We start from the raw sequence: 15983 nt of genomic DNA, 5'->3' as shown, positions 1-15983 counted from the left end.
ACTTATTTTCTATCACTAATATAAGTGGAAAAAATCTAACAGCTTTCCCATTTCAGCAGTATCAAGGCTGTATTGCTCTGCGATTGTTCCGTCCTCTATACGGATAATATTGTCACAGGTCTTTAGAATAAATTCCGGGTCATGTGTTACGATCAGCAGTGTTTTTCCTTGTTGTTTAAGCTGCTGCATAAGTTCCGCCACCTGCTCCATATGCCGGAAGTCTAAGCCACTTGTAGGCTCATCTAATAGAAGCATTTTCTTATCAGAAAAAATAGCACCGGCTATGGCTACCCGTTGTTTTTGCCCGCCAGATAATGACATAGGATGCCTTTCACGAAACGAAATGAGGTCAAGACGTTCCATAACCTGTTCTACTTTATTTGTGTCTGTATTATCAGCCCCCAAAACAATTTCATCGAACACACTCTCTGTAAATAACTGGTGGTTGACATCCTGCATAACAAGATAACAGTTTTTCGCCCATTTACGCAAAGAGTACGATTTTCCATTGTCCTGCACTTCCCCGGAACATCTTTTTTCTAAACCGCACAGACAGCGGAGAAAGGTACTCTTTCCCGCGCCATTTTTACCAATGACTGCAATCGCTGTCCCTTTTGTAAAATTTACCGCAGGAATATGTAACGATTGCTGTTCCCCTTTATATGCAAAATCCATCTGCTTTAATTGATAGAAGCCGGAACCAGAGGATTTTTCTATATGCAATTCATAAATCTGTTTTAGGCTGGCGGGCCGCAGCCCTAAATTTTCTACTTCCCTTTGGGAGAGTCCTAAAAAATCAGCCGTTGTCCATTCACGGCGTATCTCACCGTTTTGCATATAAATAATGCGGTCAGCCAATTCCATAAGATAATAGAGCCGGTGTTCTGCGATAATGACAGTCTTTCCAGCAGATTTCCAGCATGAAATGATATGCTTTAAGTCCTCAATCGCCGCTACATCCAAATTGGAAGATGGTTCGTCCAAAACAAAAATTTCAGGTTCTCCGGCAGATACAGACGCACAGGCGATTTTTTGTTTTTCACCACCTGATAAATGAAAAATATTCCGGTCGATCAGATTTTCAATCTGAAACAAAGAAACCGTCTGATGGATTCGCTCACGGATTTCATCTTCTGGAAGTCCCTGATTTTCACAACTAAACGCAATCTCGCTGGTGGTATCAACATTAAAAAACTGGCTGCGGGGATTCTGAAAGACAGAACCGATTTTCCGGCTCAAAATATGTAATGGCTGCTCCCGGATTTCCTTACCATCCACCTTGACAATTCCATTTAATTCTCCCTCATAATACCACGGAATAAGCCCGTTTATCAATCGGGTCAACGTAGTCTTTCCACAGCCGGATTCTCCGCAGAGAAGTATGACTTCTCCCTGCCGGATGGAAAGACTGATATTTTTCAGGTTCCCTTTTTCCTCACTTCCATTGTAAGTAAAGGTCACATTTTCAAGTTGAATCATATCATACCCCCTACATGAAGCACAAAGCATATCCAGCAGGCAATACATAACAGAAAACACAACAGATCAGAAAGATGAAAACCGATCTTACAAATATTTGTACGTTTTGTATCTCCGCTTAGTCCTCTTGTCAGTGCAGAAATCGACAATTCTTCCCCGATTTTTACAACTGACATTAAAAGGGGAACCATACGGTACTCCAACATTTCCATAGGATTACGCAAAGAATTGATTCCTCTCATGTGCATAGCGTCCTTGATTGCTGCGCTTTCCTCTTTAATGGTCGGAAAGAAACGGAACATAACTGACATAGGAATCGTAATTTTACCGGAAATATGCATACGTTCCATAGCTGCATTAAACTCGCTGACTTTTGTTGTACTTACCACAAAATATCCAGTAATCAGGCTCGGCATCATTCGGTAAATAATGCCAGCGGTTGCTCCAATCAGAATACTTATCATTCCACTTGTTACAGGCATAACGAAAGAAATCATACTATATGCGGCGGCATAAGCTAATAGATAAGAAGCAGCATCTTTTACACGACCAGACAAAAACAGCAGGGCAAATGGAACCAACGCCAGCACAGGATGAATGACGGTCATGATTCCACCAACCCTGCCACTTGTCATAATGGTGCATACTGTGGCTACAAGAGCCAATTTTGTGCGTGGGTCAAGTGTAAAGCGTACTGTATTTTCGTTGCCTGAAATCAGACCAGCAGACACTTAAACGATACCTGCCCGGACAAAATGCTTTTTCAGAACAGCTTTTCCCAATGCGGCTCCGATCAATCCGCCGATGAAGCAGGCCGCCAGTAAAACAAGGAACATCCAGCCAGGTGTATAGGCGCGAAGCGTATCAACATATTCCTGTCCATAACCAGACACTAAATCTGCGAAATAGGATTCCCTCGTCAGATAAAGCGGTATGTAATTGCCAATAAACCAAATGCTGTAAACAGCGTAGGCTAATGTCGTATTCTTTTTGCTGGTATAGTTCCCGGCTTTCAAAATGAAATCAGCCGCAAGGCCGAAGATCAGCGCGGTAAATATTGTAAAATATCCCATGCCAAATACAAACATGAGAATCCCACAGATAATCGCTGTAATTGTTACCATACCAAATTTTTTGATTTTGGTTAAGTAGAGCATGAAAGGAATCCCGGTAATGATTGGGCCATAGAATGTCATAGCCAGCAGGAAAACTGGAATAAACCCTAACATAGCGCAAGCCAAAAAGACTACAAAGTAGATTGCAGTAAAAATACCTATGGTAATCAGGTCTTTTGCCTGCAATTTAGAAGATTGTTGATTCATAAATTGTTCCTCCGTTTCTTGGTTAGAAGATGCTAACCTATTTTCTTTAGAAAAGGGATACGGAAAAATTTTGTACCCCTTTTCGATTTTTAAGTATATCAATCTCAAAAATTTTCTTCCACTCTCAATAGCTCAAATATACTCCCGTTGGTTCATAAATTATAAGAACACACTTTACAAAAATAGCACTGGGAAGAATTATAAAATGAAACTAAAACGCATATCACATCATTCCCAGCGAATCCTATGAACAATAGAATGTAATGGGGTGATATGATATGCCGAATGTGAAAGATTGCCCTGGATTTGAAACCTTCGGTGCAGATGTTCAATTTCTTCATTCTTTCTTTTGTTCCTCCCTTTCCCGTTATCCCCTTACTGCGTTAGTTCTTTCCTCTCGCCCTTGCTTATGTATAGTTATCCTTTTGGTTAATGACTTCTCTTTGTTCATAAACCCCCCTCTTTTTCTAACATAAATTTATTTTATATCAGTAACATACTGAAAGGCATGAGTAATTCGCACAAACATGAATGCGTGAATTACTCATGCCTTTTCCTTCGAGGACTATTATACTGAATTTGTACCACGAAAGGAGCGAATGTATATGAGTACGCTATTACAAGTTATGGATGTAACCAAAGTTTATAAGAACCAGCCAAAGCCCGGCCTTGACCATGTTTCTTTTGAAGTTGAGAAGGGCGAGTTTTTGGGCATCATGGGGGCCTCCGGGTCTGGTAAAACGACCCTTCTGAATGTTCTTTCTACAATCGACATTCCGACCAGCGGGCATATTGTTATGGGGAAAACTCATATTGAAAAACTCGGTCAAGGACAGGCCGCTGATTTCCGAAAAAATAACTTAGGCTTCATTTTCCAGGAATATTTTCTTTTGGATAGCTTGACTGTGAGAGAAAACATTGCCGTCCCGCTGACTTTGCTGCACAAACCGGCAAAAGAGATTGACAAAAAGGTGAAAGAGCTGGTCGAACTGTTTGGAATTGACTCCCAGCTAAAAAAGTATCCCAGCGAATTGTCTGGCGGCCAGCGGCAGCGTGTGGCGGCGGCTCGCGCAATGGTAAAACGTCCACCGCTAATCTTTGCGGACGAACCCACCGGCGCACTGGATTCCAGTTCTGCCACTGAACTGTTGACAGCATTAACAGAAGTCAACCATACTTTGGGAACCACAATTCTCATGGTAACCCACGATCCCTATGCTGCCAGCTATACGGATCGCATCCTTTACTTCAAAGATGGGCATATCATCTCTGAACTGCAACGCCACAATGCTGAACGGCGGCGTTTCTATGAAGCTATCATGCAGGAATCGGCCCGCCAGGACGAGAAGCGGTAACTGGGGGTGATTATATGAATTTAGCAACAATAGCATTAAAAAATCTGAAACGGAACTTTTCTTTTTATTCTCTGTATCTTGTTTCTGTTTCTTTCGTTTTGATGATTTATTTCTGCTTTACCTCTTTTTCCATGAACGAGGTTATCATGGAAAAAATCTCGTCGGATGGCCGTGTAGAAATGATGTGCAGCGTAGTTGCGGTATTTATCATGGCGTTTGTTGTGTTCTATATGTTCTACTCAAACAACTTCTTCATGCGCCGCCGGATGAAAGAATTGGGCATTTATGCTCTGCTTGGATACCGAAAGGGGGATATGCTTCGCCTGCTGACCATAGAAAATATCTTTGTTTGCCTTGGCGGAATGTTCGCTGGCATTTTAGCTGGTAGCTTGTTGCACATTGGTATAACGGCAGGAATTGTTGCTTTACTTGGATTGACGATTGATATGGGGGCAATTCCGTTTATCAATCCACAGGCTGTCAGCTCAATCTTCCTGTTTATCCTTGCTGTACTGCTTACCCTTACACTTTCCAATGCAGGATTGCTTCTAAAATCAACCCTTTTGGACTTGGTTCGTCTGGAGAAAAAAGTGGAGAAGCCAGTTCGTCCCAATATCGTTTTATCCGTTATTGGAATTATTGCTCTCCTTGGTGGGTATGCCTTGGCACTGGATATGGTTCGGGGTGCTCAGTCTGTTTGGACAACGATTGGTTTTTATCCTATTGCATTGCTGACGCTGGTACTGGTAGTAGTTGGCACAGTGTTAACCATCTATTCTTTCGTACCTTTCGTATGTCAGTGCATCAAAAATCGTCACAGCGTTCTGTACCGGGAAAACACGATTATTGTTGCTCCCAAATTTATGCACCGTATCCGCTCCAATGCAAAGTCACTGATTCTTTTGATTCTGCTGGTTGCAGGAACGCTTTCCGTTTTTGGCGCAACCACGCTTTCAGTTTGGTATCCTTACAGAGCCGTGGAACGAATTATTCCTTCCGCTATCGAATACCGGGTTGAGGACGAACAACTGAACAAGCAGGCACTGGAAGCACTGGCTGAAGGACTAAACGGGCAGGAATATCAGGTACAAGAAACCAACTTGCTAAAAATCACAGCCTCGTCAGATCGGCTTCCTGATGAATACAGCATTAGCAGTGAAGGAGTACGCACACCTGGATTTGAGTGTATGAGGCTGAGCGACTACGATACTTTACTGAATAGTCAGGGAAAAGAAAGTTCCATTTCTGAGCTTAGTGATACGGAATGTGTTTTGGTGAAATACCGGCCAGACCCTGAAAACTCTGATGTTGGTGCTGTTTATCATCTGGATATTGGAAATGGTGTTTCAACTGATGTAACCGTTGTTCAGACCACTTTGGATAACCCGATTGGATTCGCAAATAGTGTTGCCACGCTTCTTGTTTCCGACCAACTTTATCAGAATATCGAAAGCGGACAGCCGGAGAAAATCACTGTTGTGAGCATCAACGGCGGAATGACCCGTTCCGATGGAACTGCCTATACGATTTTGAAAAATACTATGCCGGACAACATCTATCTTGCAAGTGCCTGGCAACGACAGACAGAAATCATTCAGCTTAACAGCTCTACCTATCTGTTGATTGCATTTGCCACGATTATCTTTCTAATTGCAACTGGCAGTATCCTCTACTTTCAAAATCTGTCTGCTGTCACCTATGATCGGGATGATTACAATATCCTTCAACGCATGGGATATAATAAAAATATGATAAAGCGATGTGTCCGCCGTCAGATTCAGATTTACTTTGTGATTCCTTATGTGATAGGTATGCTGCACAGCATTTTTGCCATTATATGTTACAAATCAGCATTGATGGATGATGTGCTGGGTCAGGCAGGCGAGGTTATTCTGCCTATTGCCTTGGCCGTTGGAATTTTTTCCATCGTTTACTTTATCTACTATGAAGTGACGAAATACTCCTGCTATAAAGCAGCCATGAACTAAATTTACCGCAGGCGGCTGGTTTCTCCACAGAGGCCAGCCGCCTGCGGCTACTCCACTTGCTTCACTTGCAGATTTAGTCCGTGTCGAGTAGAATAAATGCAGATGGGAGGTGCCGCCGTGAAACGAAAATATATGGTAAGACAAGGTTTGATGATACTCAATCAGCTATTTCTTATCGTGTTTCTTTGTGTAATGAATACTGTCGGAGCTAAAATACCAGCGGAAAATACCGTTCACATTGTACTTCTGACACTTCTATTTTTTGACGGATACTACATATCCGGTAAAAACCTAAAAGGAAATCCTGTCCTATCACAATTTGCAATTCTCCTTGTAGTATTTGGATGGCATTTTGGACTATCTCTATTTTCTGCCTACCCCCTTGCAGATGCGGCATCCATTGTTATTCTACCAATTTGCCTGTATCAACTGGTGAACTTCGTGCAGGCGTTTCTTTTTCAAGGAGCAAATTACAAGGGAAGAAAACTATTTCTGTCCGGGATAGCTGCAATCTGCTTTACAGCAACTATCAGCTTTTTCTTTGACAGGGTATGGTTTTATGCCCTCTACAACATTCAGTTTATAGTTTCCTTTGGTTGGTGTATTGCTATATCTGCAATTCATCATAAACGAGTATGGTTTGTTTTAAGGAGCCAAAGAAAGCAGATCCTATTTTCTGTAATCTTTGTTTTGCTGCCATTTATTTGCTACACGGCAGTTTTTTACAAAAAAGAAAATTATGTTGAACAGATGGGGCTATACCTGATTGTCGTACTTACATTTGTCAGTATCCACAGTATCATTTTTCGGGCGAAGCCACAGAAGCCTTTTTTTGCATTAAGCCGCCCTATAACAGTCTTTTTTCTTTTTGTGTGCATTGCCAGCTTCGTACTGATCGTATGGTTGTTTGGTTTGCCCATTTTAACGGCGGTTACGTTGCTTTACTTGCTCGTTTTCTGTGGACTGATTTATCGCCTGCTACTGTTTTGGAAAGCAAGCAAATCGGATAATTATGCCTCAGATGCAGTTCCTTCTTTTTACGAATATACCGTAGCACAGCTCAAACATGAAGAAGCGTTGAGAAAGGAATTTACCAATTATCTGCATGATGATATTTTACAGGACATTCTCTCGATGAAAAACCTGTTGCACAAAGCCGGGCAGCCTGAAGTTCAGCGACTGCTAGATGATACGCTGCGAAAACTAACATCTTCCATACGTTCTCAAATGCAGGCATATCATCCGAAATTGTTAAAGAATTTGACCTTCAAGGAAAATTTGCAAAGCGTTCTTGACTCCATCACTAACGACAGTAACACCACCATTACTTTAGAATGTAAGGACGATATTTTTCTGGTAGAGCCATATACCATGTTGATCTGCCGATTTGCGAGGGAATTGACCGTAAACGCCCTCAAACACTCTCATGCAACAAGGATTGAAGTAAAACTGCAACAAGAGCATGACATGATTGCCCTGCAAGTATCCGATAATGGTGATGGATTTTCAGTAACGGCGGACAATCCATCCCCTCATCATGGGCTATCTTCTATCAATGAACAGGTGACTTTTCTGAATGGGCAAATAACAATCAAAGCAAATCCAGAAGGTGGGACAAATGTTGACATCCGCATACCCATGAAAGGAGATGAATCCTATGCGAGTTTTGTTGGTCGATGACCATGCACTCTTTGCTCAAAGTCTGGCGATTGTATTATCAGACTTTCCATCTATCGAACAATTTTCAAATGTCAAATCCGTTGATGAAATAGGGGCAACGATTGAACGGGACAAGCCGGATATTCTGCTGATGGACATCAATCTCGGAAAACTGTCCGAAGAAGATGGTTTGCTCCTGGCACAGAACCTTTTGCAAAAGTATCCCCGCCAGAAAATTGTTATCTTGTCGGGCTACGACCTTCCAGTTTATCGCAAAGAAGCTAAGAAGCTGGGAGCAAAAGGTTTTATCAACAAGGATATTGAACCAGAAGAACTTCTGCACATTCTGGAAGCAATAAATAATGGTTCCATCTACTTTGAAAAAGATGGAGTCTATGTAGAGGAGCTGACAGAAACCGAAAAGCAGGTTCTGCGTATGCTGGCGAATGGCATTAAGAGGAAGGAAATTGCCGAGCAGCTTTTTATGAGTGAGAGAACCGTTTCTAATCACTTGCAGCATATATTTGAAAAATTAGAAGTTTCCTCTGCAGTAGAGGCTGTCACAAAATCTATCCAGTTGGGATATATCCCTCCACTTTAATTAGCCTCAACATAAAACAGCCTGCATCTACAGGCCGTCCTTGTTGATGGTATTCTGTTCAGTCTTTTCGCCGGATCACGGGAACCTGTTTTACCTTTTTGCCTTCTGTCCGCTCTTCCAGAGCAAATACCTTATTGCTGGCAAGCTCAGAAACCTGCTATAAATAGTTTTATTCCATTTGACACCTACTATATCTTGTGCTACTATAATCTTGTATTTGAGTTCTTGTGTTATCCCGATATGGGAGTCTGGGCCATTCACCCAGGACACATGCTGTTTAAGTTGGAAAATCGTGTCATTATAATGCCGTTTTTTACGGCACTGTAATGGCACTTTTTTTATTTTCACTATTATTTATTTTTTACGCCCAAAGAGGCAGAAAGGAGAATTTCTATGTCAGCAATCATTATTTTACCAGGGAGACCAACAACGGATCCTCAGATCATGCAGGCAAAGAATGGCAACACTACCTACACGACTCTGGACATTGCCTGCCCCCAGCGGGGACAGGATGGAAAGGCTGAGACCGTATTCTATTCCTGCTACTTCAATTCTTTTCTGGCGGACCGTCTGATCAAGGCAGGTGTCAAAAAAGGCACCGGATTGATCATGCAGGGGGATTTGGAACTGCATCCCTTTATCCATCAGAAAGGGAAAAACCAGGGACATCCAAATGCCGGTCCCAGTGTCATCGTCAAAGACTGGCAGTTTGCGCCATCTACAAAAACAGATGACAGCGGAGCCAATCCCGGCGGGCCTGGCGGTATGCCGCAAAATGGCAATGGACAGGGTGCTTATCAGAACAACTATGGTCCACAGGGCGGTTATCAGACCTCTGGACCGCAAAATGGTTACCAGCAGTCCGGTCAGATGCAGGGCGGCAGCTATCCTTCTTCCGGAAGGCAGCCGCAGAACGGCTACCAGCCGGCACAGCCAAACGGTTATAGCCAGCAGGGTGCCGGAAACAACTACGGCCCGCCGCAGCAGAATGGATATCAGCAGCCGAATCCCATGGCAGGACAGAGCGCCCCGCCGCAGCAGAACAACGGATATATGCCTCCAAACGGGGCCTCCGGCGGTATGCAGGGCGGAAATCCGGGAGACGGTTTTACCCATGTGCCGGAACAACAGGCAGGGGAGCTTCCCTTTGCCGCATAAAAAGATCTAAAACAAACGTGTAAGAATTGCAGGCGGAGTTTCCTTCGCAGGGCGCAATTCTTTTTTTATGTCCGGTTTCCGATAGAAGGACGGTTCTTTTGAACTGTTTCTTTTAAGGAAATCGGGCATCCTTTATTTTTCTGAAAGAGAGGTATTATAAGAATGAAATCTATGAAAAACATAAGAAAAGCCTTGCAGATCACGGTTCTCCTGTTGTTTGCCGCAGCATTTCTGATCCCAAAGGACAGCCGGTCCTATTTGATGACAGGCATTGCGGCGGCCGGGGTCGTAATATCCCTGGCAATGCTGCTGTTTCCTGTCCTCACATCAGGACTCCGGAAATTGCGGATTTCCACAGGGAGAAAAACACCTGCTCCTGACCGGAATCCGGACCTGGAAACCATCCTGCTGAGGCAGATCAGCTACCAGATCACCGATTACCTGCAGTCTGCCTATCCGGATGCCACCTGGGAGTTTGCCGAGGAGATGAAGCTGCCCCGGCTGCTAAACGGGCAGCCCACCCGGATCTCTACCAGAAATACCGGAGAGTATAACTTTGCGGAAGTGTCCATGAACCAATACGGCAGCCTGCATCTTCAGATGCTGACCGTCTCTGCGTTAAAGCGGAAAGGGGACAGATCCGCTTCCCCGGATACACCAAAGGTTGATCCTACGTCCTGGTACTCCCTGATTGGGAAACCATTCCTTGTGGAAATGATCGGGAATTTGCAGGCAAAAGGACACCAGAAGCTGTTCATTGGAGAACAGGGGGATGTTTATATCCTCAACGGGAAGGAGCCGGAGGTAAAAGGCAAGCTGGAGCATTTCCCGCCGAAAGCCTACTGGCCTGCACTCCTGCAGGTATTTGCCGATGATGAACTGGAAGCAGCAGAAACGGAAAACGCAGTAGAGATTACCTGGGCATAAGGAGGAAAAGCAACAATGGCAAGTGGAAAATTAATGGAGGGCTGGACCTTCCAGCGCACGCTCCCGGAACCTTTCAAAGACTATACGGATAACGCCGTGTTTAAGAATATCGCATCCAAATACTGTACCCAGCCGCAAAAGAGAAGCACGCTCCATGCGGCGACGCTGCAGGCCGTCCTGACCTACATGGAACTGGAGGATCCCATGAGCGGGAAGCCAGCAGAGGAACTGGGAGCAATCGGGAGCCAGACCAATACCTATACGCTGGCAGAATATCCCAGCCGTACCGGGAAACTTCATGTGGTTGTTTATAACCCGGCAAACGGAAAATTTACCGCCGGGAAATACACCATGCCGCCGGATACGGAAAACACTCCGGAGAAATATGTATTCAAAGATTCCCAGAACACAGGGACAGCACTGCTCTTCGCCCTGATGCCTACCCTTCTTTCGGACGAGGAGTTCAATGAGAAATACCAGCAGTTAAAGCAAGACCGTGCAGCCGGTTATCCGGACATGGACGAAACGGCAAAAACAGCGGCGGTCCTTTGTGACAATGCTTACCGCCGGATCCGATACAGCGATACGCTCCCAACAGGAGGGATCCGCACGGATATTGCACCCAATGGTGTCATACCACTGTTAAAACCCTTGGCTCTTCAGACCGGCGCCTATGCGCCTACGGAGATCATCCACGGGGCGTTCCAGGTACTGAAACCCGGCAACACCTTTAAGAAGATAGCGGAAGTCATAGCGAAAGCGGATTTCATGGGGAAGTATATCTTATCCCCGGGCCGTGTACTGACGCCGGAGGAGGAACTGACGGTTCCGGTACTGCCGGACTGGTATATCATTCCACAGGAAGTCAAGCGCATCTGTGAACACGCAAAAATCACCACGGATACGGTGCAGCCCATGCGAAATTTTCTTCTGCGGGGTCCTGCCGGGACAGGGAAAACAGAAGGCGCCAAAGCGATTGCGGCCGGTCTCCATCTTCCCTACCGGTGCCTGACCTGCTCCGCCAATACAGAGGTCTTCGACCTACTGGGGCAGATCCTTCCGGATGTAGACGGGAAACGTACCGCCCTGGAGCGGCAATATCCGTCTTTCCAGGATATCATGCTGGATCCGGCAGGCGCCTATGAGAAGCTGACCGGGACTTATGATGAAAATGTCAGTGAGGATGAGGTCTACAAGCAGCTCATCGACACCATTTTTGATGAGATGCACGAATACTATGCCTCCAAAACCAGCCAGCAGCATTTCCGCTATGTGGATACGCCTCTGGTGGAAGCAATACGCAACGGATATTTGACAGAAATCCAGGAGCGTGCGACACGTTGATTAGTGAAAAGCTAGTCCACTGTTGTTATAAGTATGAGGAATATTACAAAGATATATCCTCGAAAAATTCATCAAAGGAATCTACTTTATAAACTTCCTTTAGTGCAAGTAAAACGGTTACACGTATGTTATGCCGTCCTAATTCCATCTGTGAGATAATTTCACGGCTCATTGTTGAAATACCAAGAACTTGTAGCTTAGTGGCTACCTCTTCTTGTGATAAATTCGCACGAAGCCGCAATGCTTTTAAATTATGACCTATTGATATATCTTGATTTATGACCTTTGACATGAACAAATCTCCTTTTTATCGAAATTTTTAGTGGAATAAAATCATTCCATAGTTGATTTTACAGATATAAAGATGTAAAATCGGAATGAAATCATTCCATAAAAAAATTATTATTCTGCGATATAGAGAGGTTTAATCATGAAAGAGGAAATAAGTGAAAACACACGTAAATGCATTGAGTTATATGAAAAGCTATGTCCTGAAATGCAAAATGCTATGCTATGGATAATAAGCAACCTCGCAGATGTAGACGAAATGTGTCAAGGTAAAAAATTGACAGATGAAAAATGGACAGAATATATGAACCATGCCGTTGAACAACAAGATATGTTGGCAATAGCGCTATTGGAATACAAAAGAATCTACGATGATGTAAAACGACAGGAGAACTGTCAAGATGAAGAGTGAAATGATTGGGTAACGCCTTGAAGCGCTCTCCTTAATACTACGATATGCAGTTAACCCTCGCAACAGGGTGGCTGTATAAAGCTCGTGGAAGTCGGCAGAGAGATACCGTAAGTGGCAGTTAGCTACTCGAAAGCGTGCCAGCGGTGGCATGTGTATCCTATATGCCGGAGGTCCCTAAAATGCGCATGGTGAGAATGTATCAGTAAGATACGGACGAACTTTCGATTTACAAGTCTAAAGGAGTTGGCTGATAGAAATGTCAGTGACACAGTACGTGTCGCATACGAGGGTTAGTAAGAAGGCTCTTTATGAAACCCCTTATATCGTTAAAGGCGATATCGTGTATGCAGGCTTAGAGAAAGCACCTAAACTCATATATTGTGGATAATCTTGACGGAACGTGGGAAACCGGGAACATGGAGCCAGTTGCAGGCTATGAAGTGTTACTTAGGAAAACAAAACTGTATAACTAAGTTTTATTCCGGTGAAAGTAGTGCCATGACCGAAGAAGTTCCTGTAATGGGAATGGAGGAATAGGCACAAGCCTTAGTTTAATTAAATTACTTCTTCAAAAATTTCAAATACAATGCAATTCAAGGGTTCTGGTGTGACTAATAAAAACCATACTCCGAGGAGGTGGTTGACCTTGAGGCAACCAAAACCTGTCAAACGCCAAAAAGCCAGGAATGCGGAATATTACGATATGCAGAAAACTCAAGATATTCTATACAAGCAAAGTCTTAACGGACAAAACTTTTATCACCTAATGGATCTTGTCATAAGTGATGAAAATATACAGCTCGCTTATAGGAATATCAAGAAGAACTCTGGAAGCAATACCGCAGGAACTGACAAGAAAACAATGAAGGATTTAGAAAAACTGACGGTCGAGCAAATTATCATACTAATCAGAAACAAACTGAAATGGTATAAACCGCAGTCAGTAAAAAGAGTCGAAATACCAAAATCCAATGGAAAAATGCGTCCGTTGGGAATCCCCACTATCACAGACAGACTCATACAGCAATGCTTTTTACAGATATTAGAGCCAATATGTGAAGCAAAGTTTCATGAACGAAGCTACGGATTCAGACCGCTACGAAGTGCCAATAATGCTATGGCAGCCTACTACAAACTTATACAGCAAGGCAATTTACACTATGTAGTAGACGTGGACATCAAAGGATTCTTTGATAATATCTCTCATGGAAAGTTACTAAAACAACTTTGGTACTTAGGAATAAGAGATAAGAAAGTAATATCCATAATATCCGCCATGTTGAAAGCCGAAGTTGCTGGTATAGGCTTTCCCAAAAAGGGAACTCCACAAGGAGGAATTATCTCTCCGCTACTAGCAAACGTAGTGCTTAATGAACTAGACTGGTGGGTATCAGACCAATGGCAAACCTTTCAGACAAAGAAGCAATACTCTACACCAGTGCGGAAAAATGGCACTCTCAATCAAGCCAGCAAACTTGCCGCAATGAAAACAACCAATCTAAAAGAAGGATGGATTGTTCGATATGCGGATGACTTCAAAATTGTTTGCAGAAGCTATACGGACGCCCAAAAATGGTATTTTGCAGTAAAACAGTGGTTGAAAGAAAGACTAGGACTAGATATCAGTGAAGAAAAATCCAAAATTGTTAATCTCAAACGCAATTATTCAGAATTTCTAGGGCTGAAAATAAAAGCAGTCCGCAAAGGCTATGACTCCCGTAGGAAAGCAAAAGTCCCCAAATTTGTTGTTGAATCACATATATGTGATAAATCCCTAAAGCGAATAGCTGAAACGGCACACGACAGAATAAAGGATATCCATTCAGCGGGAAATGGCGAGCAATTACTAAAAGCAACTGGCAGATACAATGCGTTTGTCATAGGTATGCACAACTACTACCAAATGGCAACACATGTAGCCGCAGATGTTAATCGAATAGACTACTATGCAATGAGAACTCTTGAAAAGCGTACCCATTGTAAACTAAAAAGGTTCGCAAAAAAGGAAAATGACAATCATCACCAGTACATACTGGACAGATATGGTAGAAGCAAACGCTTAAAAGAATGGAGAGGACAACCGATTGTTCCTATAAGTTTTGTACAAACCAAAGCTCCTTCTATGAAAAGGGTAAATGTAAATCAATACACCCCCGAAGGACGCACAGCAGTACACAAAAACTTAAATGGGATAAATCTGGATGTCCTTTACTATATGATGCGGAATCCTATCCCCAATAAAAGCATGGAATACAATGATAATCGTCTAAGCCTATATTGTGGACAGGGTGGAAAATGTGCAATAACTGGAACGGATTTACTAATCTTTGATATGCACTGTCATCATATAATCCCCTCTTCTATGGGTGGAACGGATAAATATGAGAATCTCCTGTTGATAACAAAGGATGCTCATACACTCTTACACGCCCAAAAAGAAGAAACCATAAACAAGCTATTGCAAAAACTAAACCTGAACAGTAATCAAAAGAAGAAGATCAATTACTGGCGAACCAAAATGGGATTGATGGGTATTTAGGAATGTTAAATGTATGGATTTGAAATGAGAAGAAACTAAGGTGGAACGCCGTATGAGGGGAAACTCTCACGTACGGTGTGGGGCAGGGGAAAAGGTGGCGATTACATCAAAACCTTACCTATTGCCATCGACGGTCATTGCAAATCCCGGCGTACTGGTAGGGCTAAATTCCCTGCTGGACCGGTGCAACAGTGTGTATCTCCCCAACGGAGAGACGATACAGCGGCATCCGGATACTGTGATTATTGTAACAACAAACAATGATTACGCCGGCTGTAAGCCCTTAAACCAGTCTGTCATCTCACGAATGAACCTGGTCCTTGACCTGGATGAACCGGATGAGGAGACCCTGGTAGAGCGGGTGCTTGGCATCACCGGCTGTAAAGAGAAAAAGACCGTCCAGGCAATGGCACGGGTTGTCCAGTCCATCTCCGAATATTGTCGGGAGAACCTGATTACAGATGGATGCTGCGGTGTCCGGGAGCTGATTTCCTGGGTGCAGTCCTATATGGTCTGCGGCAATCTCCGGGAGTCCGCCCATTACACCATCCTGCCTTCCGCTACGGCAGATGCGAACAGCCGCACGGAGGTAGAGGAAAGCTGTCTGGATCCTGTCCTGCCGGCTTAAATAGAAAGAAGGCGGTCCAATGGGTAAATCAACTCTCACAGAACCAGAAATGTATGCACTTCTTGCAAAAAACCTGTCCTACTTACGCAAATCCCAGGGCGGGCTTTCCCAAAAAGCGGTGGCACGCTTCTTACACCTGCCGCCAAAAACCATTATGAATTACGAAAACTGCAGGTCCACTCCGCTTGCCTACGCTGTCCTCAGACTGGCAGAGTATTACGGCTGCTCCGTGGAAGACCTGCTGACAAAAAATCTCACAGAAAGGAAATAGAAAATTGAACAG

The 15983-nt window shown here is 43.7% G+C and carries 15 protein-coding genes; 11 read left to right on the top strand and 4 right to left on the bottom strand.

The genetic code is table 11. The annotated features are described in order from the left end of the window. Nucleotides 1-15: 15 nt before the first annotated feature. Genes B5E62_RS04830 through B5E62_RS04820 form a run of 3 tightly spaced genes read right to left on the bottom strand, consistent with a single transcriptional unit; the run spans nt 16 to nt 2801 of the window. On the bottom strand, nt 16-1479 hold the full coding sequence (locus tag B5E62_RS04830) for an ABC transporter ATP-binding protein (RefSeq protein WP_087173503.1): 1464 nt from the start codon (nt 1477-1479) through the stop codon (nt 16-18). Beyond that, nucleotides 1476-2210, bottom strand: coding sequence for an energy-coupling factor transporter transmembrane component T (locus B5E62_RS04825; RefSeq protein ID WP_087173502.1), 735 nt, complete (start codon nt 2208-2210; stop codon nt 1476-1478). Before B5E62_RS04825 ends, B5E62_RS04830 begins: the two co-directional genes overlap by 4 nt. Further along, on the bottom strand, nt 2211-2801 hold the full coding sequence (locus tag B5E62_RS04820; RefSeq protein WP_087173658.1) for an MptD family putative ECF transporter S component: 591 nt from the start codon (nt 2799-2801) through the stop codon (nt 2211-2213). A 605-nt stretch (nt 2802-3406) separates the two neighbouring features. Between B5E62_RS04820 and B5E62_RS04815 the strand changes: the two genes are divergently transcribed. The 7 genes from B5E62_RS04815 (at nt 3407) to B5E62_RS04780 (ending at nt 11833) form a co-directional block, all read left to right on the top strand. Then, entirely contained in the window at nt 3407-4156 is a 750-nt protein-coding gene (locus tag B5E62_RS04815; RefSeq protein WP_087173501.1) for an ABC transporter ATP-binding protein, read from the top strand. A gap of 14 nt (nt 4157-4170) precedes the next feature. Then, nucleotides 4171-6144 carry an ABC transporter permease gene (locus tag B5E62_RS04810; protein WP_087173500.1) on the top strand — a complete coding sequence of 658 codons (1974 nt, stop codon included), beginning with the start codon at nt 4171-4173 and terminating at the stop codon, nt 6142-6144. 117 nt (nt 6145-6261) lie between these two features. Next, on the top strand, nt 6262-7824 hold the full coding sequence (locus B5E62_RS04805) for a sensor histidine kinase (protein WP_162610256.1): 1563 nt from the start codon (nt 6262-6264) through the stop codon (nt 7822-7824). Next, complete coding sequence (locus tag B5E62_RS04800) at nt 7802-8404, top strand: response regulator transcription factor (protein ID WP_330398000.1); 603 nt, start codon at nt 7802-7804, stop codon at nt 8402-8404. Before B5E62_RS04805 ends, B5E62_RS04800 begins: the two co-directional genes overlap by 23 nt. Before the next feature lie 393 nt (nt 8405-8797). Continuing rightward, complete coding sequence (locus B5E62_RS04790) at nt 8798-9562, top strand: single-stranded DNA-binding protein (protein WP_087173497.1); 765 nt, start codon at nt 8798-8800, stop codon at nt 9560-9562. 171 nt (nt 9563-9733) lie between these two features. Then, nucleotides 9734-10489: a hypothetical protein gene (locus tag B5E62_RS04785; protein WP_242957713.1), complete on the top strand. Its 756-nt coding sequence runs from the start codon at nt 9734-9736 to the stop codon at nt 10487-10489. A gap of 15 nt (nt 10490-10504) precedes the next feature. Next, nucleotides 10505-11833, top strand: coding sequence for an AAA family ATPase (locus tag B5E62_RS04780; RefSeq protein WP_242957712.1), 1329 nt, complete (start codon nt 10505-10507; stop codon nt 11831-11833). A 43-nt stretch (nt 11834-11876) separates the two neighbouring features. Here the strand turns inward: B5E62_RS04780 and B5E62_RS04775 are convergent, their stop codons facing one another. After that, nucleotides 11877-12125, bottom strand: coding sequence for a helix-turn-helix domain-containing protein (locus B5E62_RS04775; RefSeq protein WP_087173495.1), 249 nt, complete (start codon nt 12123-12125; stop codon nt 11877-11879). A gap of 138 nt (nt 12126-12263) precedes the next feature. On the opposite strand from B5E62_RS04775, the gene B5E62_RS04770 reads away from it, so the two are divergent. The 4 genes from B5E62_RS04770 (at nt 12264) to B5E62_RS04755 (ending at nt 15971) form a co-directional block, all read left to right on the top strand. Beyond that, nucleotides 12264-12533: a hypothetical protein gene (locus tag B5E62_RS04770; RefSeq protein ID WP_087173494.1), complete on the top strand. Its 270-nt coding sequence runs from the start codon at nt 12264-12266 to the stop codon at nt 12531-12533. Nucleotides 12534-13236: 703 nt separating this feature from the next. After that, nucleotides 13237-15072, top strand: coding sequence for a group II intron reverse transcriptase/maturase (gene ltrA / locus B5E62_RS04765; protein WP_442911349.1), 1836 nt, complete (start codon nt 13237-13239; stop codon nt 15070-15072). 94 nt (nt 15073-15166) lie between these two features. Next, entirely contained in the window at nt 15167-15700 is a 534-nt protein-coding gene (locus tag B5E62_RS04760) for a hypothetical protein (RefSeq protein WP_330397999.1), read from the top strand. 19 nt (nt 15701-15719) lie between these two features. Further along, entirely contained in the window at nt 15720-15971 is a 252-nt protein-coding gene (locus B5E62_RS04755; protein WP_087173491.1) for a helix-turn-helix transcriptional regulator, read from the top strand. The last annotated feature ends 12 nt before the right edge of the window (nt 15972-15983 follow it).

Source organism: Lachnoclostridium sp. An118, assembly GCF_002160985.1.
In the GTDB taxonomy this organism is placed as follows: Bacteria; Bacillota; Clostridia; order Lachnospirales; family Lachnospiraceae; genus Claveliimonas; species Claveliimonas stercoravium.
This window is presented reverse-complemented; position numbering and strand designations above follow the sequence as displayed.